Source organism: Actinomadura chibensis NBRC 106107, assembly GCF_001552135.1.
Lineage (GTDB): Bacteria > Actinomycetota > Actinomycetes > Streptosporangiales > Streptosporangiaceae > Spirillospora > Spirillospora chibensis.
The window spans coordinates 135,548-160,267 of the sequence record NZ_BCQP01000001.1 but is presented as its reverse complement, the minus strand read 5'-3'; the positions used below and the strand labels follow the sequence as shown (position 1 = coordinate 160,267).

The 24,720-nt window shown below is 70.1% G+C and carries 26 protein-coding genes; 9 read left to right on the top strand and 17 right to left on the bottom strand.

The annotated features are described in order from the left end of the window. Positions 1-20: 20 nt before the first annotated feature. From ACH01S_RS00790 to ACH01S_RS00770, 5 genes are all read right to left on the bottom strand, one after another. Positions 21-845, bottom strand: coding sequence for an ABC transporter permease (locus tag ACH01S_RS00790; protein WP_067884005.1), 825 nt, complete (start codon positions 843-845; stop codon positions 21-23). Further along, the gene (locus ACH01S_RS00785) at positions 842-1,747 is read right to left on the bottom strand and encodes an ABC transporter permease (RefSeq protein WP_083980096.1); all 906 of its coding nucleotides are present in this window, start codon (positions 1,745-1,747) and stop codon (positions 842-844) included. Before ACH01S_RS00785 ends, ACH01S_RS00790 begins: the two co-directional genes overlap by 4 nt. After that, positions 1,747-3,168: a polyamine ABC transporter substrate-binding protein gene (locus tag ACH01S_RS00780; protein ID WP_306303225.1), complete on the bottom strand. Its 1,422-nt coding sequence runs from the start codon at positions 3,166-3,168 to the stop codon at positions 1,747-1,749. The genes ACH01S_RS00785 and ACH01S_RS00780 overlap by 1 nt, the downstream gene beginning before the upstream one ends. Then, positions 3,158-4,315, bottom strand: a complete 1,158-nt coding sequence (locus ACH01S_RS00775; protein ID WP_067884003.1) for an ABC transporter ATP-binding protein — start codon at positions 4,313-4,315, stop codon at positions 3,158-3,160. Before ACH01S_RS00775 ends, ACH01S_RS00780 begins: the two co-directional genes overlap by 11 nt. A 141-nt stretch (positions 4,316-4,456) precedes the next feature. Next, positions 4,457-5,890, bottom strand: coding sequence for a gamma-aminobutyraldehyde dehydrogenase (locus tag ACH01S_RS00770; protein WP_067884002.1), 1,434 nt, complete (start codon positions 5,888-5,890; stop codon positions 4,457-4,459). A gap of 167 nt (positions 5,891-6,057) precedes the next feature. Between ACH01S_RS00770 and ACH01S_RS00765 the strand changes: the two genes are divergently transcribed. Both ACH01S_RS00765 and ACH01S_RS00760 read left to right on the top strand, forming a co-directional pair. After that, the gene (locus tag ACH01S_RS00765) at positions 6,058-6,519 is read left to right on the top strand and encodes an Lrp/AsnC family transcriptional regulator (protein ID WP_067884000.1); all 462 of its coding nucleotides are present in this window, start codon (positions 6,058-6,060) and stop codon (positions 6,517-6,519) included. A 95-nt stretch (positions 6,520-6,614) separates the two neighbouring features. Continuing rightward, positions 6,615-6,866 carry a type II toxin -antitoxin system TacA 1-like antitoxin gene (locus ACH01S_RS00760; protein WP_067883998.1) on the top strand — a complete coding sequence of 84 codons (252 nt, stop codon included), beginning with the start codon at positions 6,615-6,617 and terminating at the stop codon, positions 6,864-6,866. Here the strand turns inward: ACH01S_RS00760 and ACH01S_RS00755 are convergent. Beyond that, complete coding sequence (locus tag ACH01S_RS00755; RefSeq protein ID WP_067883996.1) at positions 6,849-7,304, bottom strand: HIT family protein; 456 nt, start codon at positions 7,302-7,304, stop codon at positions 6,849-6,851. The two genes, ACH01S_RS00760 and ACH01S_RS00755, sit on opposite strands and share 18 nt — an antisense overlap. 916 nt (positions 7,305-8,220) lie before the next feature. Between ACH01S_RS00755 and ACH01S_RS00750 the strand changes: the two genes are divergently transcribed. Together ACH01S_RS00750 and ACH01S_RS00745 are read left to right on the top strand one after the other, a co-directional pair. Further along, positions 8,221-8,958: an ABC transporter ATP-binding protein gene (locus tag ACH01S_RS00750; RefSeq protein WP_246236885.1), complete on the top strand. Its 738-nt coding sequence runs from the start codon at positions 8,221-8,223 to the stop codon at positions 8,956-8,958. Then, on the top strand, positions 8,955-9,647 hold the full coding sequence (locus ACH01S_RS00745) for a hypothetical protein (protein ID WP_067883994.1): 693 nt from the start codon (positions 8,955-8,957) through the stop codon (positions 9,645-9,647). The genes ACH01S_RS00750 and ACH01S_RS00745 overlap by 4 nt, the downstream gene beginning before the upstream one ends. A 48-nt stretch (positions 9,648-9,695) precedes the next feature. On the opposite strand, the gene ACH01S_RS00740 is transcribed toward ACH01S_RS00745, so the two are convergent. From ACH01S_RS00740 to rlmN, 3 genes are all read right to left on the bottom strand, one after another. After that, positions 9,696-10,523 (bottom strand): DUF1963 domain-containing protein, encoded by an 828-nt coding sequence (locus ACH01S_RS00740; RefSeq protein WP_067883992.1) that lies wholly within the window; start codon positions 10,521-10,523, stop codon positions 9,696-9,698. A 63-nt stretch (positions 10,524-10,586) separates the two neighbouring features. Next, the gene (locus ACH01S_RS00735; protein ID WP_148344549.1) at positions 10,587-11,093 is read right to left on the bottom strand and encodes a DivIVA domain-containing protein; all 507 of its coding nucleotides are present in this window, start codon (positions 11,091-11,093) and stop codon (positions 10,587-10,589) included. 65 nt (positions 11,094-11,158) lie between these two features. After that, a complete protein-coding gene (rlmN, locus tag ACH01S_RS00730) occupies positions 11,159-12,304 on the bottom strand; it encodes a dual-specificity RNA methyltransferase RlmN (RefSeq protein WP_067883988.1) in 1,146 nt (381 codons plus the stop codon). 114 nt (positions 12,305-12,418) lie between these two features. Here rlmN and ACH01S_RS00725 point away from each other — a divergent pair, with 114 nt between their 5' ends. Continuing rightward, complete coding sequence (locus ACH01S_RS00725; protein WP_083980122.1) at positions 12,419-13,564, top strand: suppressor of fused domain protein; 1,146 nt, start codon at positions 12,419-12,421, stop codon at positions 13,562-13,564. Positions 13,565-13,616: 52 nt separating this feature from the next. On the opposite strand, the gene ACH01S_RS00720 is transcribed toward ACH01S_RS00725, so the two are convergent. The 5 genes from ACH01S_RS00720 to rpsB form a co-directional block, all read right to left on the bottom strand. Beyond that, positions 13,617-14,666, bottom strand: a complete 1,050-nt coding sequence (locus ACH01S_RS00720; protein WP_246236883.1) for a phosphatidate cytidylyltransferase — start codon at positions 14,664-14,666, stop codon at positions 13,617-13,619. Further along, positions 14,666-15,223: a ribosome recycling factor gene (gene frr, locus ACH01S_RS00715; RefSeq protein ID WP_067883986.1), complete on the bottom strand. Its 558-nt coding sequence runs from the start codon at positions 15,221-15,223 to the stop codon at positions 14,666-14,668. The genes ACH01S_RS00720 and frr overlap by 1 nt, the downstream gene beginning before the upstream one ends. A 102-nt stretch (positions 15,224-15,325) precedes the next feature. Then, positions 15,326-16,024: a UMP kinase gene (gene pyrH, locus ACH01S_RS00710; RefSeq protein WP_246178889.1), complete on the bottom strand. Its 699-nt coding sequence runs from the start codon at positions 16,022-16,024 to the stop codon at positions 15,326-15,328. Positions 16,025-16,169: 145 nt separating this feature from the next. Continuing rightward, positions 16,170-17,006: a translation elongation factor Ts gene (gene tsf, locus ACH01S_RS00705; protein WP_067883982.1), complete on the bottom strand. Its 837-nt coding sequence runs from the start codon at positions 17,004-17,006 to the stop codon at positions 16,170-16,172. An 87-nt stretch (positions 17,007-17,093) separates the two neighbouring features. Continuing rightward, a complete protein-coding gene (gene rpsB / locus ACH01S_RS00700) occupies positions 17,094-18,029 on the bottom strand; it encodes a 30S ribosomal protein S2 (protein ID WP_067883980.1) in 936 nt (311 codons plus the stop codon). Positions 18,030-18,416: 387 nt separating this feature from the next. Here rpsB and ACH01S_RS00695 point away from each other — a divergent pair, with 387 nt between their 5' ends. Beyond that, the gene (locus tag ACH01S_RS00695; protein ID WP_067883978.1) at positions 18,417-19,109 is read left to right on the top strand and encodes a murein hydrolase activator EnvC family protein; all 693 of its coding nucleotides are present in this window, start codon (positions 18,417-18,419) and stop codon (positions 19,107-19,109) included. A 233-nt stretch (positions 19,110-19,342) separates the two neighbouring features. Here the strand turns inward: ACH01S_RS00695 and ACH01S_RS00690 are convergent, their stop codons facing one another. Beyond that, on the bottom strand, positions 19,343-20,254 hold the full coding sequence (locus ACH01S_RS00690) for a tyrosine recombinase XerC (RefSeq protein WP_246236881.1): 912 nt from the start codon (positions 20,252-20,254) through the stop codon (positions 19,343-19,345). Between the two features lie 153 nt (positions 20,255-20,407). Here ACH01S_RS00690 and ACH01S_RS00685 point away from each other — a divergent pair, with 153 nt between their 5' ends. The 3 genes from ACH01S_RS00685 to dprA are packed head-to-tail and all read left to right on the top strand — an operon-like array spanning position 20,408 to position 23,484. Next, the gene (locus tag ACH01S_RS00685) at positions 20,408-20,761 is read left to right on the top strand and encodes a YraN family protein (protein ID WP_067883973.1); all 354 of its coding nucleotides are present in this window, start codon (positions 20,408-20,410) and stop codon (positions 20,759-20,761) included. Beyond that, the gene (locus ACH01S_RS00680; RefSeq protein WP_067883971.1) at positions 20,762-22,315 is read left to right on the top strand and encodes a YifB family Mg chelatase-like AAA ATPase; all 1,554 of its coding nucleotides are present in this window, start codon (positions 20,762-20,764) and stop codon (positions 22,313-22,315) included. After that, entirely contained in the window at positions 22,312-23,484 is a 1,173-nt protein-coding gene (gene dprA / locus ACH01S_RS00675) for a DNA-processing protein DprA (RefSeq protein ID WP_067883969.1), read from the top strand. The genes ACH01S_RS00680 and dprA overlap by 4 nt, the downstream gene beginning before the upstream one ends. 185 nt (positions 23,485-23,669) lie before the next feature. On the opposite strand, the gene ACH01S_RS00670 is transcribed toward dprA, so the two are convergent. Continuing rightward, entirely contained in the window at positions 23,670-23,984 is a 315-nt protein-coding gene (locus ACH01S_RS00670; protein ID WP_067883967.1) for a DUF2469 domain-containing protein, read from the bottom strand. Next, the gene (locus ACH01S_RS00665; protein WP_067883966.1) at positions 23,981-24,706 is read right to left on the bottom strand and encodes a ribonuclease HII; all 726 of its coding nucleotides are present in this window, start codon (positions 24,704-24,706) and stop codon (positions 23,981-23,983) included. The genes ACH01S_RS00670 and ACH01S_RS00665 overlap by 4 nt, the downstream gene beginning before the upstream one ends. Positions 24,707-24,720 lie beyond the last annotated feature (14 nt).

Here is a 24,720-nt window from a genome sequence, read left to right as displayed (position 1 = left end):
CGTGCTTTGCGTTCACGGCGTCAGCGGGACGCGCGCAGGCCGCGCCGGGCCGAGACGACGGCGACCAGCACGCCCGCGAGGAAGATCAGCGTGCCCATGACGTTGACCTGCGGCGGGGTCCCGGTCCGGGTGGAGCCGTAGATCCACAGCGGGAACGTCACGGTCGTGCCGCTGGTGAAGTTCGTGATGACGAAGTCGTCGATCGACAGCACGAACGCGAGCAGCGCCCCCGCGACCACCCCCGGCCTGATCATCGGCAGCGTGACGAGCCGGAACCGCGTCCACGGACCGGCGCCGAGATCCTGCGCCGCCTCCTCCACGGCGGGGTCGAGCCCGACCACGCGTGCGCGCACGGTCACCGCCACGAACGCGATGGAGAACATCACGTGCGCGACGAGGATCGTCAGGTATCCGCGCGGCAGGTTGAACGTGACGAACATGGACAGCAGCGACGCGCCCATCACGATCTCCGGGCAGGAGATCGCCATGAACAGGACGAGGTTCGTCGCGCCCTTGCCGCGGAACCGGTAGCGGCCGAGCGCGATGCCCGCGAACGTCCCGAGCACGGTCGTGATCAGCGTGCTGAGCAGCGCGATCGTCAGCGAGTTGACGACGGCTGCGGTCAGGTCGCCCTTGTCGAACAGGTGGGCGTACCACTTGAGCGTGAAGCCCTCCCAGCGGAAGTTCTGCTTGCTGTGCGTGTCGTTGAACCCGAAGAGGATCATGACCGCGATGGGCAGGATCAGCCAGGCGACCAGCAGGAGGGTGTAGACGTGCAGGACGGAGATCCGGCGGCGGCGCTTCGTGCGGAGGGCCGGTCGCGTCTCGGTGGGGGTCGTCGTCATCGCCTCGCCGCCTCCAGGACGTCCTGCGTGCCGAGCGTGCGCGCGTACGCGAAGATCCCGACGAGCAGGATCGCCATCAGCGTGAACGACAGCGCCGACGCCGTCGGGTACGCGCTGTTGTCGAAGTACTCCGACTGGATCACGTTGCCGATCATCGTGTTCCGGGGGCCGCCGAGCACCTCCGCGTTGACGTAGTCCGCCGACACCGGCACGAACGTCATGATCACTCCGGCGAACACGCCGGGCAGCGACAGCGGCAGGACCACGCGCCGGAACACCTGGACGCGGCTCGCGTACAGGTCGTAGGCCGCCTCCACCACGCGCGGGTCGATCCGCTCCAGCGCGACGTAGATCGGCAGCACCATGAACGGCAGGAAGTTGTAGGCGAGCCCGGACACGACCGCGACGCCCGTGTCGAGGACGTGGAAGCCGTCCGGCAGCACGCCGTGGTCGCGCAGCGGACCGAGGATCGGCCCGTTGTCGGTCAGGACGAGCTTCCACGACACGGTCCGCAGGATGAACGACACGAAGTACGGGAGGAGGAGCAGGAACAGGTACGTGGGTTTGTGGCGTCCGCCCCGGAACGCGATCCAGTACGCGGCCGGGTAGGACAGGACGATGCACGCGAGTGTCGCCAGCAGCCCGTACCAGAGGGACCGGACGAACTTGTCGCCGTACACGTCCAGGCCGTCGGTGTAGTTCCGCCAGTGGAGCGTCTGCCGGAACCCGTCGATCAGGTTCCCGGTCTGCAGCGACAGCGAGACCATGAGCAGCATCGGGACGAGGAAGAACACCGCGAGCCACAGCCCGGACGGCAGCACCATGAGGTACGGCGTCAGCCGCGCCCGCCCCGCCGCTCCGCCGGAACGTTCCGACGCGCGGCGGCCGCGTGCCCGCGCCATCACGAGCCCTTGGCGATCGGCTCGAAGATCTTCTGGTACTCGGTCTCCTCCGCCTGGGTGAGCCGCCGGTAGTGCCGCAGCCGCGCCAGGTCCGCCTGCGTCGGGAAGATCAGCGGGCTGGTGCTGAGCCGGGTCAGGTCCTTCTTGTCGTCCCCGCGCGCCTGCTCCGCCTTCTGCGCGATGATCTGCTGCGTGGCGGGGATCGGCGGCATGTAGTTGATGAACTCGGTCAGCGGGACGTTGTTCTGCGGGACGTACAGCCAGTCCATGAGGGCGAGCGCGTCCACCGGGTTGGCGGCGGTCTTCGGGATGCACAGGTTGTCGGTCCAGATGGTGCCGCCCTCGCGCGGCACGACGAACTTCACGTCCGGGCTCGTCAGGCTGTACACGTCGCCGGACCACGCCATGGTCAGCCACACGTCGCCCTTGCTGACGGCGTCGACGTAGTCCTGGCTGTAGTACTTCCGGACGATTCCGTCGTCGCGCTGCTCGCGGAGCTTGGCGGCGGCCTTCTCCCAGTCGGACCTGGTCGACTTCTCCGGGTCGACGCCGAGCGCGAACATCCCGAAGTTGCCGAGTTCCTGCGAATCGGCCATCATCCCGACCCGGCCCTTGTACTTGGGGTCGAAGAGCTGGGCGATGCCGGTGATCTCCTCCTTGACGTACTTGGTGTTGTAGGCGATCCCGGTGACGCCCGACTCGTACGGGATCGTGAAGGCGTTGCCCGGGTCGTACGACGGGTTCTTGAACGCCGCGCCCGCGTTCGCCGCGAAGTTCTTCAGCCGGGCGTGGTCGAGCGGCGCCAGGTAGCCGAGCTGGCGGCACTGCTCCAACTGGATCCCGTTCGTCATCACCATGAGGTCGAAGCCGATGGACTGCCCGGCGGCGAGCGGCGCCTGGATCTTCCCGAACCACGGGCCCATCTCCTGGATGACCTCCTTGTAGGTCACCTGGATGCCCGTCTCCTTCTCGAACGCCTTGATGGTCGCGTGGTCGTCCTGCATGTAGCCGGGCCAGTTCGCCCAGCTCAGGCGGCCGCTCCTCGCCTTGCCCGCCCAGTACTCCTGGACGTCGCTCTGGCTGACCTTCTCCTTGCCGCCCTGCCCCTGCACACCGCACGCGGCGAGCGCGAGCCCGGCTCCGGCGGCCCCCATCATCCGCAACACGTCCCGCCGCGACGCTCCGCGCGCGATGGCCGCAGCGCGTGCATCAGCCACCGCGTGTGCGCTGAAGGCGGCGCGCGCACTGGACGCGGCGCGCGCACTTGACGCGGCGGGCGCGGAGGCGATGCGCGCGGAGGCGGCGCGCGCGCTTGAGCGCGGGCGCGTGAGGCCGCGCAGGAACGCGGGGTCGGCGTAGGGGTTCCGCTCGCCCTCGCCCGGCCCGGCCGGTGGGGGGACGTCCCGTGGGTTACCGCTCACTGGGGGCTCCTATGGCGTACGAGTGCCGGGGGTCCCACGACAGCCAGACGGCGTCGCCGCGCGCGGCGATGTCGTCGGCGGACGCGGCGTTCTGCAGGAACACGACGACGTCGGCGCCCGCCGACGTGGTGACGTTGTAGTTCGTGGACGTCCCGAGGTAGGCGACCTCGGTGACGGTCCCCCGGACGCGGCACAGGCCGTCCGCCGGCCGGTCCGCCCCGAGCCCGATCTTCTCCGGACGGACGGTCAGCTCCAGCCGCTCCCCCGCCGCGACCGTCATGCCGTCCCGCACGGGGACCTCGATCCGCCCGTCCGGACCGTGGGCGAGCACGGCGGTGCCCGCGCCGGTCTTGGCGACGTCCCCGCCGAGCAGGTTGGACGTCCCGATGAACCCGGCGACGAACCGGGTGGCCGGGCGCTCGTAGATCTCGCGCGGCGTGCCGAGCTGCTCGATCAGCCCGTCGTTCATGACCGCGATCCGGTCGGACATCGTCAGCGCCTCGCCCTGGTCGTGCGTCACATACACGAACGTGACGCCGACCTCCCGCTGGATCCGCTTCAGCTCGACCTGCATCGCCTGCCGGAGCTTCAGGTCGAGGGCGCCGAGCGGCTCGTCCAGCAGCAGGGCGCTCGGCCGGTTCACGAGCGCCCGGGCGAGCGCGACCCGCTGCTGCTGGCCGCCGGACAGCTCGGCGGGACGGCGCCGCTCCCGGCCCGCGAGGTCGACGATGTCGAGCATCTCCCCGACCCGCCGCGCGACCTCCGCCTTCGCGACGCCGCGCCGCCGCAGCCCGAACGCGACGTTCTCGAAGACGCTCATGTGCGGGAACAGCGCGTACGACTGGAACACCATGTTCACGTCGCGCCGGTTCGGCGGGACGCCCGTGACGTCCTTGCCGTGCAGCCGGACCTCGCCCGCCGTCGGCTCCTCGAACCCGGCGACCACGCGCATGGTCGTCGTCTTGCCGCACCCGGACGGGCCGAGCAGGGAGAAGAACTCCCCCTGCGCGATCTCCAGGTCGACGCCGCGGACGGCGGGCACGGTCTCGCCGTGGGCGTGGTACGCCTTCTCGACCCCGGTGAGCTGGATGGCGGGAACGGCGCGACCCGGGTCGTCGCGCGCCGTGGCGGTCTGGGTCTCGGTCATGACCGGGCTTCCTTCACGAACTAGTTGCACCACGCCCCCGACCGACAAGAAACCGCCCTACCGGATCCACCGGATCCACCGGACCGTCCGGCCTGGCCAGGCCGGGCCGGACGGCCGGATGGTCGGGCGTCAGGAGGCGGATCAGCCGCCGATGTAGTGCATGACGTGCTTGACGCGGGTGTAGTCCTCGATTCCGTACATCGACATGTCCTTGCCGTAGCCGGAGTGCTTGAAGCCGCCGTGCGGCATCTCCGACACCAGCGGGATGTGGGTGTTGACCCACACCGCGCCGAAGTCCAGGGCCTTGGTCATGCGCATGGCGCGGCCGTGGTTCTGCGTCCAGACACTGGCGGCAAGGCCGTACTTGACGCCGTTCGCCCACTCGACGGCCTGGGCCTCGTCCGTGAAGCTCTGGACGGTGATGACCGGGCCGAACACCTCGTCCTGGATCATCTCGTCGTCCTGGCGGAGTCCGCCCACGACGGTCGGCGCGAAGAAGTAGCCGCGGTCGCCGACCCGCTCGCCTCCGGCGAGGACGCGCGCGTGCCCGGGGACGCGGTCGATGAACCCCTGGACGCGGTCGAGCTGGTTGGCGTTGTTGACCGGGCCGTAGTAGGCGTCCGTGTCGCTGGGCGGGCCGACCCTCGTCCCCTTGGCGGCCTCGGTGAGCGCTTCGGTGAAGTCGTCGTGCAGCCGGTCGGCGACGAGGACGCGCGTGGCGGCCGTGCAGTCCTGGCCCGCGTTGAAGTATCCGGCCTCGGCGATGCCCGCGGCGGCGGACGCGACGTCCGCGTCGTCGAACACGACGACCGGCGCCTTGCCGCCGAGCTCCAGGTGCACCCGCTTGAGGTCCTTGGCCGCCGACGCGGCGACCTCCATCCCCGCCCGGACGCTCCCGGTGATGGACACCATCTGCGGCGTCGGGTGCTCCACCAGGGCGCGTCCCGCGTCCCGGTCGCCGCAGATGACGTTGAACACGCCGGGCGGCAGGAACTCGGCCGCGATCTCCGCCAGCAGCAGCGTGCTCGCCGGGGTCGTCTCGGACGGCTTCAGGACGACCGTGTTGCCCGTCGCCAGCGCGGGCCCGATCTTCCAGACCGCCATCATCATGGGGTAGTTCCAGGGCGTCACCTGGGCGCACACCCCGATCGGCTCCCGCCTGATGGAGGACGTGTGGTCCGCCATGTACTCGGCGGTCGCCTTTCCTTCCAGGACGCGCGACGCGCCCGCGAAGAACCGGAGGTTGTCCACCATGGGAGGCACTTCCTCGTCCATGGTCAGCTGGAGCGGCTTGCCCGTGTCGCGGCTCTCCGCGGCGACGAGGTCCCCGGCCCGTCTCTCGACGGCGTCGGCGAACCGCAGCATCGCGAGGCTCCGCTCGCCCGGCGTCGCGTCCCGCCAGGCGGGGAACGCCTCGGCGGCCGCGCGGAAGGCGGCGTCGACGTCACCGGGGCCGGACGCGGGGGCCTCCGCGTACGCCTCGCCGGTGCTGGGGTCGACCACCTCCATCGTCCGGCCGTCCTTGGCGTCGACGTACTCGCCGCCGATAAAGTTACGCAGCCGCTCGCCGCTCATCCTCAGGTCCCTCCTGGGCTCCGTCGCCCGTTGTGTCCTGTTGGCCCGACCCTTACAGAGGCTTCCGTCCAATACAAGTGATTCCGTTGTTACGATCCAGTTTCACGACTGATTCACTTGACGCAGACGCCTCATGCCCTCGATGCCGCAGATCAGGGAGACCACCGATGGAACGCGCAGCCCGCGTCCAGCTCGACGAGACCGCCAAGCAGATCATCGAGCAGCTCCAGCAGGACGGCCGCCGCTCCTACGCCGCCATCGGCAAGGCCGTCGGGCTCTCCGAGGCCGCCGTCCGGCAGCGCGTGCAGAAGCTCCTCGACACCGGGGTCATGCAGATCGTCGGCGTCACCGACCCGCTCATGCTCGGCTTCCACCGGCAGATGATGATCGGCGTGAAGTGCGAGGGCGACCTGGAGAAGACCGCCGACCAGCTCGCGGCCATCGACGAGATCGACTACGTCGTCATCACCGCCGGGTCGTTCGACATCCTCCTCGAACTCGTCTGCGAGGACGACGAGCGCCTCCTCGAACTCCTCGGCCGCATCCGCACCGTGCCCGGCGTCGTCTCCACCGAGAGCTTCGTCTATCTCAAATTGCGCAAGCAGACTTACTCCTGGGGTACTCGCTGACTCCTCCCCGGGGCGCGCAATTCTCGTCCTCAGTGGGGATGTCCAGTCCACACCTCGCGGCGTACGTTGAGATGCCGCAAGGAAGGAGACCGGCCATGTCTGAGTCGGTTCGCCAGGACCTTCCCGCCGCCCAGGCCGACCTCGCCCTCCGGCCGTCCGCGGAGCAGCTTCTCGTGATCCGCAAGGCCGCGGAGCTGATCGGCTGGACGGTCACCGACTACGTCCTCTCCACGGCCCTGGACCGGGCCGAACGCGACCTGTACGAGGCGGCGGCCCAAGACGCCGACCTCTCCCCCGACACGGACCCTTCGGGGCCCTTCACGGCCGTCCTACTCGCCCTGACCTGACCCGACCTCCCCGCCGTCCGCACCGAGCGCCGCCGCCAGACGCCCGGCGTACTCGGCCGCCTCGTTGTCCGACTCGTACTTCTGCCGCGGCCAGAAGAACCCGCGCAGCCCGTCCTTCCGGTTGCGCGGCACCACATGAACATGCAGATGCGGGACGCTCTGACTCACCCGATTGTTCATGGCCACGAACGACCCGGCGGCCCCGAGCACCGACTCCATCGCCCCCGCGAGCAGTTGCGCATATCCGAAGAACGGCCCCAGCAACTCCCCCGGCAGATCGGTGAGCGTCTCGTAATGCACCCGGGGCACCAGCAACGTGTGCCCCTTGAACAAGGGCCGCGAATCAAGAAACGCCACCGCCTCAGGCCGCTCCATCACAACATGCGCACCCCTCTCCCCCTTGACGATCTCGCAGAACAAACACCCCTGATCACCCATCCGAACCTCCACCCCAACCCAACTAAACCCCACCCCACCCCTCAACCCCCACCACCGACAAGAAGGCCAACCCCCAGCACACCGAGGCAACCGCCAGCTCACCCCGGCAAGACACCCAGAAAACCAGCGCCATACCCACCGCCCCCTCACCCCGCGCAACAACAGCCCCCACCAACCCGACCGGCCCGCCAACCACCCACCAACCGCTGCCGCGGACACCAACTGCTGTCGCGGACGGAAGGTGTGGGCGGAGGTGGTGGAAGGAGCTGGTGGCCGAAGGTGATGGAAGGAGGCCGCTGCGGAGCTGGTAAGCGAGCTTGGAGCTGGCGAGCAAGCTTGAAGGTGGCGAGCGGACTAGAGGGTGGCGAGCGGGCTCGAAGCTAGTGAGCAGCCTTGGAGCTAGTGAGCGGGCTTGAGGGTGGCGAGCGGGCTTGGAGGTGATGAGCGGCCTTGAAGGTGGCGAGCAGGCTTGGAAGTGATGAACAGGTTTGAAGCTGGTGGGCGGGCTTGAAGGTGGCGAGCAGCCTTGGAGCTAGTGAGCAGCCTTGGAGCTAGTGAGCGGGCTTGGAGCTAGTGAGCGGGCTTGAAGGTCGTGGGCCAGCTTGAAGGTCGTGGGCCAGCTTGAAGGTCGTGGGCCAGCTTGGAAGTGATGAGCAGGCTTGAAGCTGGTGAGCAGGCTTGAAGGTGGCGAGCAGGCTTGGAAGTGATGAGCAGGCCTGGAACTAGTGAGCGGGCTTGAAGCTGGTGAGCGGGCTTGAAGGTGGCGAGCAGGCTTGAAGGTGGCGAGCGGGCTTGGAAGTGATGAGCGGACTTGAGGGTGGTGGGCGGGCGGAAGTGGTGGGCGGGGGTGAAGGTCGTGGGCGGGGTTGGGAGTGGTGGGCGGGGGTGGGGTTGGTGGTTAACGGTGGGCTTACTCGTGGGCGGCTACGGTTCGGGTTTCATGCGGTTGGAAGGTGTCGCGTTTCGATATCGCCGGAAAGACCCGTGGGTGTTCAGGGACGTGACGTTGTCGCTTCCTCCCGGCGGTGTGACGGAAGTGACCGGACGCAACGGTGCCGGGAAGTCGACTTTGCTCCGAGTGATCGCCGGTTTGCGGAATCCGGGTCAGGGGGTCATCAGCGACCGGCCCAAGCGCGTGGGCTACGCGCCGGAGCGCTTTCCGGTGAACCAGCCGTTCACCGTCCGGAGCTACCTCGACCACATGGCAGCGATACGCCGCGCCCCCGCAGAATCCGTCGGGATGTGGGTCGAGCGTCTGGGACTTGATCACCTCCTTGGGGTACGGCTCCCCGAGTTGTCGAAGGGCAGCGCGCAAAAGATCGGCCTCGCACAAGCCCTCCTGGACGATCCGGGACTGCTCATCCTGGACGAGCCCTTCGCCGGTCTGGACGCGGCCACCCGCGACCTCCTGCCCGCCCTGATCTCCGAGATCGCGACGGGCGGCACCACGGTGGTCGTCAGCGACCACCAGCGCTGCATCGAGGCTCTCCCGGAAATCGACCGGCTCCGCGTGGCCGACGGAAAGGTGACCCCCCTCTCGTCCATCAAGACGGAATGGACCGTCCTGGAAATCGACGTCCCAACCGATCAGGCCGACACCGTGGAGACCAAGCTTCGCGCGGACGGCTACCGAGTGCGAAGGCCAGAGCGGTGACGGCGCTCGTCAGATTCCAGGTCGCGGGCTATGTCCGTTCCCTGCGCGTGCTGTATCCGTTGATCGTCGTAGCGCTCGTCGTGGTGCTCGTCCTCGTCCAGGGGCCCGCCGGACGGAAGGCCTCCGATCTCGCCATCGGCACCTTCGGGGACGTGGCGGCGTTCATGTTCCCCATCTGGGCCTGGGCGGCCCGCGCCCTCCTCGACACCCAGCCGGACGAACAGCGCGCGCTGACCGCCCTCGCCGCCCGGCGCCCCTCGACTCCCACATTGGCAGGACTGCTCTCGGCCTACTGCGTGAACCTCTCCCTGGGGGTCGTCGCATTGGTCATCCCTCTCTTCCAGGCGGTTCAAGTGGGGTCGCCGGGATCGGCGATCCTCGCGGGTTGTGCGCTCAACCTCCTCGTCGCCGTTCCCGGCACGCTCATCGGCGCATGGACGAGCCGAGCCCTGATCCCCGACCCCGGCGTCTCCCTGCTCGCGCTCCTCGGCACGCTCACCGCCACGACCCTCCTGGGCATTGGACGTCTCTCCTGGCTCTCTGTCCCTCTAATCGGTTGGCTCCGCGCCGCCCACGACGGCGCCAACGAATTCACCTCACATTTCCCAGAGATCGCACTGCATCTAGCCGTCTGGTCTGCGGTGGTAGGAGTCGCCTACATCACCACTGCGGTCCGCCACCGTCCCTGATCTCGCGGCACCCTGCGCACTTGCCCGGTCGAATAACCGGGCCGCGCGTCACGTGGCTTGCAGGCTCAGCCAGGATTCCTCTAAGGGGACGTTGGGGCGGGCACAGAAGTAGACGCGGCCCGGGTCGCCCCAGTACCACCCCAGGCGCTGGTCGGAGTCGAGTTGGAGCAGGAGGCTCCAGTCGTCCACGGTGCCCTCCTCATCGGGTGACAGCCTCGGGGGCTGGGGCGAGTCCAGCGCGCGGCCCGTGGAGGCGTACAGGCAGTCCGGCCCGAGGGGGCGCTGGACGAGCGTCGGCCAGCCGCCCAACTGGTGCGCGGGCATCCCGTCCGGCCAGGCGTACTGGGACCAGGCGGCATGCAACTGCTCGTAGACCGGCAGGAATCCCCGGCACGCGGCCTCCAACCGGCGCATGGGCAACTCCTGCGGCGAGGGCAGCGACAGGAACGGGCTGGCGTACAGGTGCGTCTCGCGGAAGGTCAGTGCGTCAGCGGGCGGCGTCGCGGGCCTGAGGTCGCCGCTCAGGACGCGCCAGCCGTCCCGCTGCGCCGCCTCGTCGCCCCAGGGGCGCGGCGTCGCCGTCGCGTAGTAGAAGGCGGCCCGGCCGGACGTCGGAAGACCCCGGATGTCACCGAACCCGGCGAGTTCGGCGAAGTCGATCGCGCCGAGGAAGTCGAGCGGACGGCCGTTCCAGCGCGGCCACGACACCCCACGCGGAAGGAGCGGCGTGCCGCCGAGGTGGACGGGCGCCCCACCGCCCGCGCCGAGCCTCAGCGCCGGCCTGATCAGCGGGAGCAGCGCCGCCGTGAACTCGGGGAGCAGGAAGGCCGCGAGGAGGGCGCGGAGCCGCCGGTACTGTGCCGCGAAATCGTCCATGCACGTAGCGTGACGCGCCCCGCGCCGCCCGCACACCCTCCGCCGAAATTGTGGATAACTTCGTCAGCGGCCTTCGAGGGCGCTCGCGAGCTGCACCAGGAAGCGGTCCACTTCCTGCTCGTCGTAGCCGGGTCCGAGGCGGACGACGCGGAACGCGCTCTCCCGGATGTCGCGGGCGCTGACCGGCGGGGCGGCCCCGCGCAGCCCGGCGATCACGCGGTCCAGGAAGGCGTCTACGTCGCGGACGTCGTAGCCCGAGCGCAGACCGGCGCCCGAGAAGCGGGCGTTCTGGATCCAGTTGATCAGCCAGCTGGGGTTGGCGCGCGGACGGCCGGGACGCTCCGCGATCGGCCCCCTGGCCTCGAGCTCCCTGATGCACTCGCGCACCAGCTCGTCCACGGCGCGGGGCTCGTAGCCGCGCAGGACGACGTCGAACCGCGTCGTCCGTATCTCGTCCGCGTCCATGGGCGGGCCGCCGTTCAACGCCTGCGAGATCCGCTTCAGCAGACCGTCCACCTGGCCCCGGTCGTACCCCCGCAGGACCACCGGCAGCCGCGCACTGGGTCGCACCGCGCACCGCTCCTCAGCCGTATCCCCGGCGCCCGCGGGACGACAGGGACACGCCCGCGCCGCGCTCAGTCCTTCGTCGCCGCGGCCAGCTGGCCGCAGGCCCCGTCGATCTCCCTGCCCCGAGTGTCGCGCACCGTGACCGGGATCCCGTGGGCCTCCAGGCGGCGGACGAACTCGCGCTCGTCCGACGGCCTGGAAGCGGTCCACTTGGAGCCCGGCGTCGGGTTCAACGGAATCAGGTTGACGTGTACGAGATTCCCGCGCAAGAGCCTTCCGAGAAGATCGGCCCGCCATGCCTGGTCGTTGACGTCCTTGATGAGCGCGTACTCGATCGAGACACGGCGTCCGCTACGGTCCGCGTAGGCCCACGCCGCGTCCAGTACTTCGGAGACCTTCCACCGGTTGTTGATGGGGACGAGTTCGTCGCGCAGTTCGTCGTCGGGCGCGTGCAGGGACACCGCCAGCCGTACGGACATGTCCTCGGCGGCGAGCTTCTCAATGGCCGGGACGAGCCCGACCGTGGACACGGTCACCGCACGCTGAGAGATGCCCAGTCCCGCCGGGGCCGGGTCGGTGATACGCCGTACCGCGCCCATCACCGCCTTGTAGTTGGCCAGCGGCTCACCCATGCCCATGAAGACGATGTTGGAGACGCGACCGGTCCCGCCAGGGATACGGCCACGAGCCAGAGCGCGCGCGCCCGCGGTGACCTGTTCCACGATCTCCGCCGTGGAAAGGTTGCGGGTGAGCCCTGCCTGACCGGTCGCGCAGAAGGGGCAGTTCATACCGCACCCCGCCTGGGACGACACGCACATGGTCGCCCTGTCCGGGTACCGCATCAGCACTGACTCGAACAGGACGCCGTCGAACGCCTTCCACACCGACTTGAGGGTCGTGCCACCGTCACACGTCAGCTCCCGTACCGGGGTCAGCAGCGACGGCAGCAGCTCGGACACGAGACGTTCCCGGACGGCCGCTGGAAGGTCCGTCATCTGGGCCGGATCGTCCACGAGGCGCGCGAAGTAGTGCCGGGACAACTGGTCGGCCCGGAACGGCTTCTCGCCCAGCTCGGCCACCGCCTCGCGGCGCTCCGCCGCGGTGAGGTCGGCGAGGTGCCTCGGCGGCTTGCCGCGCCTGGGCGCGGCGAACACGAGCTTCGCCGGGGTCTTCTTCGGCGCAGGGTCGGCGGGGGCGGATCGGGTGGCAGCCATGGTCCCTCCAGTGTGGCAAACACCTGGGTGTGCGTCGTCCGCCTGCGGACACGCCTTCTCGTCCGCCACGCGACATCGCTGCAGATGACCTTGTCTGCGACTAAGGTCTCGATCATGTCGGTATTGCGCAGGGGAGCGTCCCCGCCCCGGGGATCCACGGCCGCGGTCCTCCACACCGCGGCCAGCCCGTACGGCAGCCGGCGGCTCACCGTCGAGACCGACGGCGACGTTACGGCGGCCTTCCTGAAAGACGCGCGGGACTCGGTGGTCGGGGCGGTATGGGTCGCGAACCACCGCAAGGCCCCACCGGACCTGGACCGGTCCCGCCTGGACGCGGGCCGAGCGCCCCTCATGCCGGAATCCCATGTACGCCACCCGGCGGGACGCAAGGAACTGGACGTCGACGCCCTAGAAGTCGTGTGGTTCGAGGAGGGCGACGGGGTCGCCGTCCTGGAGGCGGGCGATCCGCTGTTCGTGATCCCCGGCTGGTCCGACATGGGGCGCGGCATCCCCGGATACGCCCGCGACGCCGTCCGGCAGAGCCCGTTCGCCTTCCCCCTGGAGGAGGAGATCGAGGACTTCGGACCACGCGTCGACCGGGCCCGCGAGCACTGGAAGATGTGCCGCGCGGATGGTTCCTGGGCCGAGTTCCAGCAGTCCGTGCTCGGCCACCTCCTGCAGAGGCTCGGCCCGGGTGGCCACTACTGGCACGATGTCGGACGCCAACTGGGCGGCGGCCGGACGAGCGTGGCCCCGACCGTAGGGGTCTCGGAACGTCCGGCAAGAGGCGACCGGGGATTCACCGTGCTGAGCACGGTCGGGATGTGCCGCCAACGGATGCCCACGGTCGAACTGTACGAGGACGACGTCGCCCCCTTCGGACGCATCGAACTCGCCGTAGCGAGCACCCTGCCGAGTCAGCGCGCGGGCAGCATCTTCCCCTGGCTGGCCCAGTACCCGTGGCGTTCGGTGACGTGGTTCGCCCCAGGGGACGTCGTCAAGTGGTACCACGAGGCCCGCACGTTCCCCTTGCGCAACGGCGAGTCCGCCTGGGAAGGCGTCCTTCTCCTGGACGATCCGAGCCGTCTGCCTGGCCCCGCCTCCCCCGACCTGACCGGGTTGACGCAGAACGAGGACCCCGTCCGGTGGCTGTGGCTCGTGCCCATCACCGGTGACGAACACCGCTTCGCCAAGAGCGAGGGATCGGACGCGCTCGTCCGCCGCCTCGCCCAGCAGGGCCGTTCCTGGGTCGTCTCCTAACGCCCACGCCCCAGTTCGCAGCACCCCCGCCTAGGAGCCCCTACGGGCGGCCCTAGGCGGGAACGAACAGTTCCAAGAGAAGCCACACGACGGGTGCGGTCGCGACCAGTGAGTCCAGGCGGTCCATGACGCCGCCGTGGCCGGGCAGGATCGTTCCCAGATCCTTGATGCCGAGATCCCTTTTGATCATCGACTCGACGAGGTCGCCGGCGGTCGCGGTCACCACGGCGGCGAGGCCGATCAGGACGCCCTGCCAGACGTGGCCGCCCTCCATCAGCCACCAGACGAGCCAGCCGCCGACGGCCATGCAGGTGAGGGCCGATCCCGTCACGCCCTCCCAGGTCTTCTTGGGGCTGATCGTGGGCGCCAGCTTGTGCTTGCCCAGGAACGACCCCGCGAAGTACCCGCCCGTGTCGCTCGCGACGGTGATGGCGATGAAGATGACGATGCGGTGGTCGCCGTCGTCCGGGCGCAGCAGGAGCGCCACGGTGCCGCCCATGAGGACCAGGTAACCGGCGACGAGGGCGCCCGCGGCGACGTCCCGCACGTACCCCTCGGCGCCCTCGGTCATCCGCGTCATCAGCAGCGCGAGCACCGTGAGGGACAGCGCCGCGACCGTCGCGGTCGGCCCCCACACGTAGGTCACGACGGGCGTACCGACCATGCCCGTCGCGACCGGGATGAACGGGACGCGGATGTCGCGGCTCTTGAACGCCTCGGTCAGTTCCCGCATACCGACGAACAGGAACACGACCATCACGGCCAGGAAGATCTCCTTGACCGTGTAGAGAGAGAACAGGACGAGGGCCCCGAGCCCGAGGCCCACGGAGATGGCGAGCGGAAGGTTACGGCCCGCCTTGCCTTCGCGCTTGCCGCCGGACGTCCCGTCGGCGGACGCCTCGTCTCCGGGCGTCCCGCTGCCGGACGTCGCCTCGGGGGACGTCCCGTTGTCGGAAGGGCCCGCATACGCGTGCGCGCCCGTGGAGGGGGTGGGGCCGGAGGACGAGGTGTCCCCGGTGGACGTATCCGGCGTCCGCCCGGCCATGTCGGCCTCCGGCTCATCCGGGGAGCGGGAGGGCTCCCCGGCGTCGTCGAGTCCCATCAAACTTCGAGCAGCTCAGCCTTCTTGTGCTCAAGGAGCTCGTCGATCTGCGCCACGTAGCGGTGCGTGGCGTCGTCGAGCTCCTTCTCCGCACGCCGGACCTCGTCCTCCCCCGCCTCGCCGTCCTTGGCGAGCTTGTCGAGGGTGTCCTTGGCGCGGCGGCGGATGTTGCGGATGGAGACCCGGCTCTCCTCGGCCTTGTGGCCCGCGACCTTGATGAACTCCTTGCGCCGCTCCTCCGAGAGCTCGGGGAAGACGACGCGGATGACGTTGCCGTCGTTGGTGGGGTTCACGCCCAGGTCGCTGTCCCGGATCGCCCGCTCCACCGCCTGCATGGACGACTTGTCGAAGACCTGGACGATGACCATCCGGGGCTCCGGCAAGGTGAACGACGCGAGCTGGTTGATCGGCGTCGGCGTCCCGTAGTACTCGGCGGTGATCTTGTTGAACATGGCGGGGGTGACCCGTCCGGTGCGGATGGCCTGGAAGTCCTCCTTGGCGACCGCGACCGCCTTCTCCATCTTCTCCTCTGCTTCGAGGAGGGTCTCGTCGATCACTGTGACTCCCGTGTCATCTGGTCGGCCTGGTCGGACGGTTCCGCTCCGCGCCCGGCTCCGCGTCCGGCGCCGCGACGCGTACTGCGGCTGGAGGGCTGCCGGTCAGCCCTCCTCCGGGCTGACCAGCGTGCCGATCTTCTCACCCCGGACGGCCCGGACGATGTTGCCCTGCCCCATGAGGTCGAAGACCACGATGGGGAGCGCGTTGTCCATGCAGAGGCTGATGGCCGTCGCGTCCATGACCTTCAGCCCCCGCTGTAGGACTTCACCGTAATCCAAACGGTCGAACTTGACCGCGTCAGGATTCTTTCGCGGATCGGCATCGTAGACGCCGTCCACTTGGGTGGCCTTCAGGACGGCCTCCGCACCGATCTCCAGCGCGCGCTGGGCGGCGGTGGTGTCGGTGGAGAAGAACGGCTGCCCGAGACCGGCGCCGAAGATGACGACACGCCCCTTCTCCAGGTGCCGGATGGCGCGCCGCGGGATGTACGGCTCGGCCACCTGGCTCATGGTGATGGCGGTCTGCACGCGGGTGTCGAGCCCCAACTTCTCCAGGAAGTCCTGGAGGGCGAGGCAGTTGATGACGGTCCCGATCATGCCCATGTAGTCGGCGCGGCCGCGGTCCATGCCGCGCTCGGCCATGACCGCGCCGCGGAACATGTTGCCGCCGCCGCAGACGACCGCGACCTGGACGCCGTCCCGCACTGCCTCGGAGATGGCCTCCGCCACGTGCTGGACGACCTCCGGGTCGATCCCCAGCGGGTCGCGTCCGGCGAACGCCTCGCCGGACAGTTTCAGCAGGACCCGCCTCCACCCGGCACGCGGCGCGTGCTGCCCGGGTACGGGCGACGAGGCCGCCGTCGCGCTAGTGGTCGTGTTGTCCGGCACGTCGGCGGCCTCCTCTTTGCCTCGCGTCGTCTTTCGGGTGTCCGTCTCCAGAGCGCCCTTACGCCTGCCCGACCTTGAACCGGGCGAAGCGGACGACCTTGACCCCGGCCTCGTCCAGGACCTTCGCGATCGTCTTCTTGTTGTCCTTCACGAACGCCTGCTCCAGGAGGACGAAGTCGCGGAAGTAGGCGTTCACCCGGCCCTCGACGATCTTCGGGATGGCCTGCTCGGGCTTGCCCTCGTCCCGGGTGAGCTGCTCGGCGAGCGCCCGCTCCTTCTCGACCGCCTCGGCGGGGATCTCCTCGCGGGTGAGGTACTTCGGGGCCATCGCCGCGATCTGCTGGGCGACGTCCTTGGCGACCTCGGGGTTCTCCTTGTCCAGCTCGACCAGCACGCCGGTGGTCGGCGGCAGGGACGGGTCGGACTTGTGCAGGTAGCTGGCCACGTAGGCGCCCTGGTAGTGGGCGAAGCGGCGCAGCTCCAGCTTCTCGCCGATCTTGGCGCTGTTCTCCTCGATCAGGGCCTGGACGGTCTTGCCCGGCTCGATCTCGGCGCCCAGCAGGCCCGGCGCGTCGGCGGCGCCGCTGCCCGCGGCGAACTCGACGAGGCGGTTCGCCAGCTGGATGAACTGCTCGTTCTTGGCGACGAAGTCGGTCTCGCAGTTCAGCTCAAGGAGCGCCCCGTCGCCGGAGTTCGCGAAGTACTCGGCGACCAGGCCGTTGGCGGCGGTGCGCTCGGCGCGCTTGCCGACGTCCTTGGCGCCCTTGAGACGCAGCAGCTCGGTGGCCTTCTCGAAGTCGCCGTCCGCCTCGGTGAGGGCGTTCTTCACGGCCATCATTCCGGAGCCGGTCAGGTCGCGCAGCCGCTTGACGTCGGCGGCGGTGAAGTTAGCCATTGCTCTCTTCGCTTCTCTCGTCGTCGTTGGTCGTGGGACCCGCGACGGTCCCGGCGCCGTCCGCACCGGACGGCCGGGACCGCGGGATCAGGCCTGCTCGGCCTCGGCGGGCTTCGGCGCCTCCTCGGCCGCGGCCTCCTCGACCTTGGCCTCCTCGGCGGGAGCGTCCTCGGCCGGGGCCTCCGCGGCGGTCGCGGCGGCCTCCGCCGGAGCCTCGGCGCCCTCCTCGGACGGCTTCAGCAGGTCCCGCTCCCACTCGGGAAGCGGCTCCTCGGAGACCGCGGTGGCGGCGCCCTCGGCGGGCTTCTCGTCCCCGCCGGGCGCGGCGCCCGCGCGGGCGATGAGGCCGTCCGCGACGGAGTCGGCGACGACGCGGGTCAGCAGGCTGACGCTGCGGATGGCGTCGTCATTGCCCGGGACCGGGTAGTCGACCTCGTCCGGGTCGCAGTTGGTGTCCAGGATCGCGACGACCGGGATACCGAGCTTCTTGGCCTCGTTGACCGCGATGTGCTCCTTCTTGGTGTCCACGATCCAGATGGCGCTCGGAACCTTCGCCATGTCGCGGATACCGCCGAGGGTGCGCTCCAGCTTGTCCTTCTCGCGGCGGAGCCCGAGGAGCTCCTTCTTGGTCATGCCCGAACCGGCCACGTCGTCGTAGTTGATCTCCTCCAGCTCCTTGAGCCGGGTGAGGCGCTTGTGGACGGTGGAGAAGTTCGTGAGCATGCCGCCCAGCCAGCGCTGATTGACGTAGGGCATGCCGACCCGGGTCGCCTGCTCGGCGATGGACTCCTGGGCCTGCTTCTTGGTGCCGACGAACAGGATCGTCCCGCCGTGGGCGACCGTGGCCTTGACGAACTCGAAGGCGCGGTCGATGTAGGACAGGGACTGCTGGAGGTCGATGATGTAGATGCCGTTGCGCTCAGTGAGGATGAAGCGCTTCATCTTCGGGTTCCAGCGGCGGGTCTGGTGGCCGAAGTGGACGCCGCTCTCAAGGAGCTGCCGCATGGTGACGACGGGTGCCATTGCCCGTGTTCTCCTTCTCTGGCCCTGCCGGGCCGCATTTGGTTGTCCTCTGCGCCCGGGTGCCGTCCCACCGTCGCCGCGGCGACGGACCTGGGGACGGCGCCCCACCATGTCTGCGGTGGCATGCGGGCGCGTGAAATCAGCCGCCGGGACATCCCCAGGCGGCTGTGACCCGTTTCCGGGTCTGTGACCTCGCCGCTCACCGCGGCTTCTCGTCTCTCCCCCCTGCGGACGGATCGTCGACGGCCTGGCCCTGGCCGGTGCCCTCTCGGACACTGCTACAGATTATCAGGGCGCGGGGGTGTCCGGGAATGAACGGCGGGCGAGGTTATCCACAGTTGGCGGAGCCTCTGCCGCCGCGTCCGGCGGGGCGGCAGGCTGCGATTCATGACGTTGCTGACACTGCTCCTCACCTGCACGATCGCCCTCGGGACGCCGAGTCCCGGAGTCTGGCGCTGGCCGCTCGGACCGCCCGCGCCGCCGGTCGTCCGGGGCTTCGCACCGCCCGCCTCGCCGTGGGGTCCCGGCCACCGGGGCGTCGACCTGGCGGCCCGGCCGGGGCAGCCCGTCTACGCCGCCGGTGCGGGACGCGTCTCCTACGCCCGGCCACTGGCGGGACGGGGCGTGGTCGCGATCGATCACGGCGTGCTCCGGACGACGTATCTGCCCGTCCACGCCAGCGTCCGCGTAGGGCGGCGGGTATCGCCGGGCACGCGGATCGGGGTCCTGGAAGGAGGCGTGGCACACTGCCGGGTGCCGTGCCTGCACTGGGGGCTGCTGCGGGGCTCGCTCTATCTGGATCCGCTGAGCCTGGTCCAGCGCCAGGTGCGGCTGCTGCCCTACTGGCCGAAGTCCACGGCGTCGCCTGCTCCTGCCCCGAGGGCGTCACACGAGCCCGCCATGGCGCTCCGGGACGCCACCATGGCGACGGGAGGAGCGCTGACCGGGGTGTTACTCACCCTCGCGTTGGCGTTCGTCTGGCGCCGGACCGGGCTCCGGTTCCGACTGCACCGGCGGCGCCGCCCGCCGCCGGGGGTGATCAACCTGTCCCGGGAACGCCGCCTCCGCCGCGCCCGCTGACACTCGCTCCCGCCGTCCCGCCCCCCAGACGCGGGACGGCGCACTACTCCACCACCGACCTCCGGCCACAGCCGCCAGTGCTGCCGCGCGTCCTTGCTGGCCTTGGGGATCGAGCAGGGCTCGTAGCAGCAGATCGTCCCGCTCACCAAGTCGCGCCCGCTGCCACACCCCGTTCTGTCCGGGACATGGAAGCCGCCTGATACGCCTTAGCAGTCGTAGTTGGGTGGGGGCGGTCAGGTGGGTTGGGCCCCGCGGGGGTGGGCCTGCCGATGGACGTGCTTGAGGCGTTCGGGCGACACGTGGGTGTAGATCTGGGTCGTCTGCAATGAGGCGTGGCCGAGGATCTCCTGGACGCTCCTCAGGTCCGCCCCGCCTTCGAGCAGATGGGTGGCGGCGCTGTGGCGCAGGCCGTGCGGGCTCAGGTCGGGGACTTCGCCGACCTCGTTGATCCGGTCGTGGACGATGCGGCGCGCGCTGGTCGGGTGCAGGCGTCCGCCGCGCACGCCCAGGAACAGGGCGGGGCCGCTGCTCTCGGTCGCAAGGGCGGGGCGCCCGGCCCGGAGCCAGTCCTGGACGGCCCGGACGGCCGGTTCTCCCACCGGGACGGTCCGCTCACGTCCGCCCTTGCCCAGGACGCGGACCGTGCGACGGCCGGTATCCAGGTCGTCGATGTCCAGACCGCACAGTTCGCTGACCCGGACGCCCGTCCCGTAGAGCAGTTCCAGGACGGCCAGATCGCGGAGGCCGAGAGGGCCCTGGGCGTCCATAGTTTCTAGGAGACGTGCGGCTTCTTCCTGGGTGAGTGCGGTCGGCAGGTCCCGTTGCCGTTTCGGAGTGCCGAGCAGCAGCCCGGGATCGTCTTCGAGCAGACCTCGCCGGTGCAGGTGGCGGGTGAAGGCGCGGACGGCCGCCGTCCTGCGGGCCAGGGTGGCGCGCGACCGGCCCAGCGCGTGCTGGCGGGCGAGCCAGGCGCGCAGGAGCGGGACGTCCAACTCCCCCGGTTCCGTCACGCCGACGCCGGCGGCGTATCCGACCAGGTCGTTCAGATCGCCGAGGTAGGCGCGCAGCGTGTGCGGCGAGACGTCGCGTTCCGCGCGCAGATGGCGGCCGAACTCGGAGACGGCTTCCTCCAGCGCAAGGGTCACAGGCGTCACGCTGCGCCAGACACCCGGCCGAAGCAAGGACCCGCCGCCGTTTCGCCGTGATCGTCGCGAATGTTCCCGAGGTTATCCACAATTCGCGTTCCCTCTGTCACGCGCCGTCACCGCACGGCATCGTCGAAGTCCGGAGGTGAGGCCATGAAAGCCCACATCAGCCTCGGCAGGCGCGGCGAGGACGCCGCCACCGACTACCTGCTCGGACTCGGCTGGAGGATTCTCGACCGCAACTGGCGGTGCCAGGAGGGCGAGCTCGACATCGTCGCCCACGACGGCCGCCGACACGTCGTGTGCGAGGTGAAGACGCGCGGTTCCACCCGCTTCGGCGACCCCCTCGAAGCGATCACGGCGGACAAGGCCGCCCGGTTACGGCGGCTGGCCTGGCGGTGGGCCGCCGCACACGGCGTCGGGTCGGCGACCGTGCGGGTGGACGTCCTCGGCCTGATCTCCGACGGGACCGGCTTCTCCATCGACCACCTGAAGGAGGTGTGCTAGATGACGCTCGCGAAGACCCGTTCAGTGTCGCTCGTCGGGGTGGACGGCCTCGTCGTGGACGTCGAGGCGGCCATCACCAGCGGTGTGCCCGGCCTCCACCTGGTCGGCCTCCCGGACACCGCGCTCAGCGAGGCCCGCGACCGCGTTCGGGCCGCCATCTTCAACTCCGGCGAAGATTGGCCCAACCGGCATGTCACGGTGTCGCTGTTCCCGGCGAGCGTGCCTAAGAAGGGCTCGACCTTCGACCTGGCCATCGCGATCGCGTTGCTCGCGGCGGCGGAGGCCGTCCCGGCCCGCGCCTGCGCCGACCTCGTGCTGATCGGCGAACTCGGCCTGGACGGCCGGCTGCGGCCGATCCAGGGCGTGCTGCCCGCCGTGCTGGCGGCGGCGAACAACGGCTGCCAGACGGTGGTCGTCCCGCAGGCGAACGCCGCCGAGGCGGAACTCGTCCCGGACATGAAGGTCGTGTCGGCGAGGACGCTGCGCGCTCTCCTCTGTGTGCTGCGCGACCAGCCACCGCCCATCGAAGAGGAGCAGGACGAGGGGACGCCCTCCCCCGTCGACGGGTATTCGGTGCGGCGGCACGACATCCCGCCCGACCTGGACCTGGCCGACGTCCGCGGGCAGGCGGAGGCACGCCGCGCCCTGGAGATCAGCGCGGCGGGAGGGCACCATCTCTTCTTCGCCGGGCCTCCCGGCTGCGGCAAGACCATGCTCGCGGAGCGGCTGCCGACGCTGATGCCGCCCCTGGAGCCCGACGTCGCACTGGAGGTCACGGCGATCCACTCCGTCGCGGGCACGCTGCGGCCGGGCCAGCCGCTGATCGTCCAGCCGCCGTTCTACGCGCCGCACCACTCGGCGTCCCGGGCGTCGCTGGTCGGCGGCGGGTCGGGGCGCGTCCTCCAGCCCGGAGCCGTGTCCCTGGCCCATCGAGGGATCCTCTTTCTGGATGAGGCTCCGGAGTTCTTGGCCGGAACGCTCGACGCGCTGCGTCAGCCGCTCGAAGAGGGCGAGGTGCGGATCAGCCGGATCGAGGGCATGGCGCGGTTCCCCGCGCGGTTCACGCTCGTCCTGGCGGCGAACCCATGCCCGTGCGCCGCCGCCAAGCAGATCGACTGCTCATGCGCCCCCGGCGCCCGCCGCAAGTACGCGTCCCGCGTGTCCGGCCCGCTGCTCGACCGCATCGACCTCAAGCTGGAGCTGACCCCGGCCAGCCGCGCCGAACTCCGCTACGACCTGGAGTTCGCCGAGTCCAGCAAGGTGGTCGCCGAACGCGTCCTGCTCGCCAGGGACCGGACGCTCAGACGCCTGGCGGGCACCCCGTGGAGATCCAACTCCGAGATCCCCGGGCCGGAGCTGCGCCGCCGCTTCACCCCGCCGGCGGAGGCGATGCAGGGCGCCGACCAGGCCCTTCAGCGCGGCGCGCTCAGCGCCCGCGGGCTCGACCGCGTCCTGCGGGTCGCCTGGACGCTCGCCGACCTCGCGGGCCACGACGAGCCCGGGCCGGACGACGTCGGCGGCGCGCTCGCCCTCTGGTCGGCGGTGCGCCAATGAGCGACGAGCGCACCGCCCGCGCCACCCTGACCGCCGTCGCCGAACCCGGCGACGCCTTCCTCAACCGGATCATCGACAGGTCCGGTCCGGAGCGGGCCCTCGAAGCCATCCACACCGGACGGCTCCCCGACGACGTACCGGCCAACCCGAAGGAGATCGACCGCCTGGCACACTGGCGGATCCGGCTGATCGCCGCCGAACCCGACCAGGACATGGCCGTCTGCGCCCGCTTCCACGGACGTCTCGTCTGCCCCGGCGAGCCCGAATGGCCGACGACCCTCGACGACCTCGGCAGTGGACGCCCCTACGCCCTGTGGCTGCGCGGTCCCGGCGACCTGCGCTACAACTGCCTGCGCTCGGTCGCCGTCGTCGGCTCCCGCGCCGCGTCCCCCTACGGCATGCGCGCCGCCTCCGACTTCGCCTCCGAACTCGCCGACGAGGGCTGGACGGTGATCTCCGGCGGCGCGCTCGGGATCGACGCCGCCGCCCACCGGGGCGCGCTCGCCGCCGACGGGCGCACCGTCGCGGTCCTCGCGAACGGTGTCGACGTACCTTATCCGGCATCCAACGAGGGGCTCTTCGCCGAGATGGCCCGGCGGTCCCTGCTGGTGAGCGAGTCGCCGCCCGGCACCCACCCGCACCGGCTCCGCTTCCTGATCCGCAACCGGGTGATCGCCGCCCTCTCGCGCGGGACGCTCGTCGTCGAGGCGGAGGCCCGCAGCGGCGCCCTCAACACCGCCGCCTGGGCCGCCAAACTCGGCCGCATGGTGATGGCCGTCCCGGGTCCGATCACCAGCCGGACATCGGTCGGCTGCCACCGGCTCCTGCGCGAGGAGAACGCCACCGTCATCACCCGCACCGAGGAGATCATCGAAACGGTCGGCCGCCTCGGCACCGACCTCGCTCCGCCCCCGCACACCCCGGTCTTCCCGCGCGACCGCCTGGAGCCGGTCACCCGGTCCGTCCTCGAAGCGTTCCCGTCCCGTGGCGCGGTCGGTCCCGCCCAGCTCGCCGTCAAGGCGGGGACGGACCTGCCGACCGTCAACGCCAAGCTGGGCCTCCTGGCCGCCGCGGGCTTCGTGGAACGCACTTCCAATGGCTGGCGGTTGGCGACGGCGGCGAAGTCCGCCAGCACCGCCACGCCCGCATCCCAGGGCCCGCCGGAATGAACCGCATAGGCACGGAAGGAGGGCGGCCCTTCGCAATCCGCGACTACGGGTTCCCACCGTTTTCGCCGGTCAGCCCAACACGTCAGGAGTCGAACGACCGCAGTTCTGAGGAGGTCCGATCGCTTTGGAGGAGGCCGAGTCTGTCCTGGCCAGGGGGTGGTCAGCCGCGTCCAGGCGGGAGACGGCTATTGGTCGGACGGGAGTTCGAAGTCGCTTTTGGCGAGTTCTTCGACGTTGACGTCCTTAAAGGTGACGACACGCACGTTCTTGACGAAGCGGGCGGGGCGGTACATGTCCCAGACCCAGGCGTCCTGCATCGTGACCTCGAAGTAGACCTCGCCGTTCTCGACGCTGCGCACCTGGAGGTCCACGGAGTTGGTGAGGTAGAACCGGCGCTCGGTCTCGACGACGTAGCTGAACAGCCCGAGCACGTCGCGGTACTCGCGATAGAGCTGCAGCTCCATCTCGGTCTCGTACTTCTCGAGATCCTCGGCGCTCACGCTCGTGCCCCTTCCGTCCGGCCCTCGCCGGGGACCTCTCCTTCGGTCTCCTCCTCCAAGGCCACCTCTCCATTGTTACGCAAGGCACGCCCAACGTTGACGTAGGAGAACCGATGCTCTGGACAGGGTCCGTGCACCGAGAGCGCCTTGCCGTGCGCGCGGGTGACGTATCCCTTGTGAAGGTCGAAGCCGTACTCCGGGTACCGCTCGTGGAGGTCCACCATGATCCGGTCCCGGGTGACCTTCGCGACGATCGACGCCGCCGCGACGCACGCCGCAACCTGGTCGCCCTTGATCATCGGGAGGCCGGGGACGTCCAGGCCGGGGACGGGGAAGCCGTCGCTGAGTACGTAGCCGGGCCGCTTGTCCAGAGCAGCCAGGGCCCGGCGCATCCCCGTGACGTTGCAGCGGTGGAGGCCGATCCGGTCGATGTCGTGGCACGGGATGACGACGGCGCTCCAGGCGTAGGCGCGCCGGGTGATCTCCTCATAGAGCTCCTCGCGGCGCGCTGGAGTGAGCATCTTGGAGTCGGTGAGGCCGTCGATCCTGCCCCGTCCGCCCTGAAGGATCACCGCGCCGACGACCAGCGGCCCGGCGCACGCCCCCCGTCCCGCCTCGTCGACCCCGGCCACCGGGCTGAACCCGGCATGCTCCAGAACGCGCTCGTACGCGTGCAACCCCGCGTCACGACGCGGCGTGAAACGAAGTGGGCGACCCTTCATGCTCCGCAGCGTAC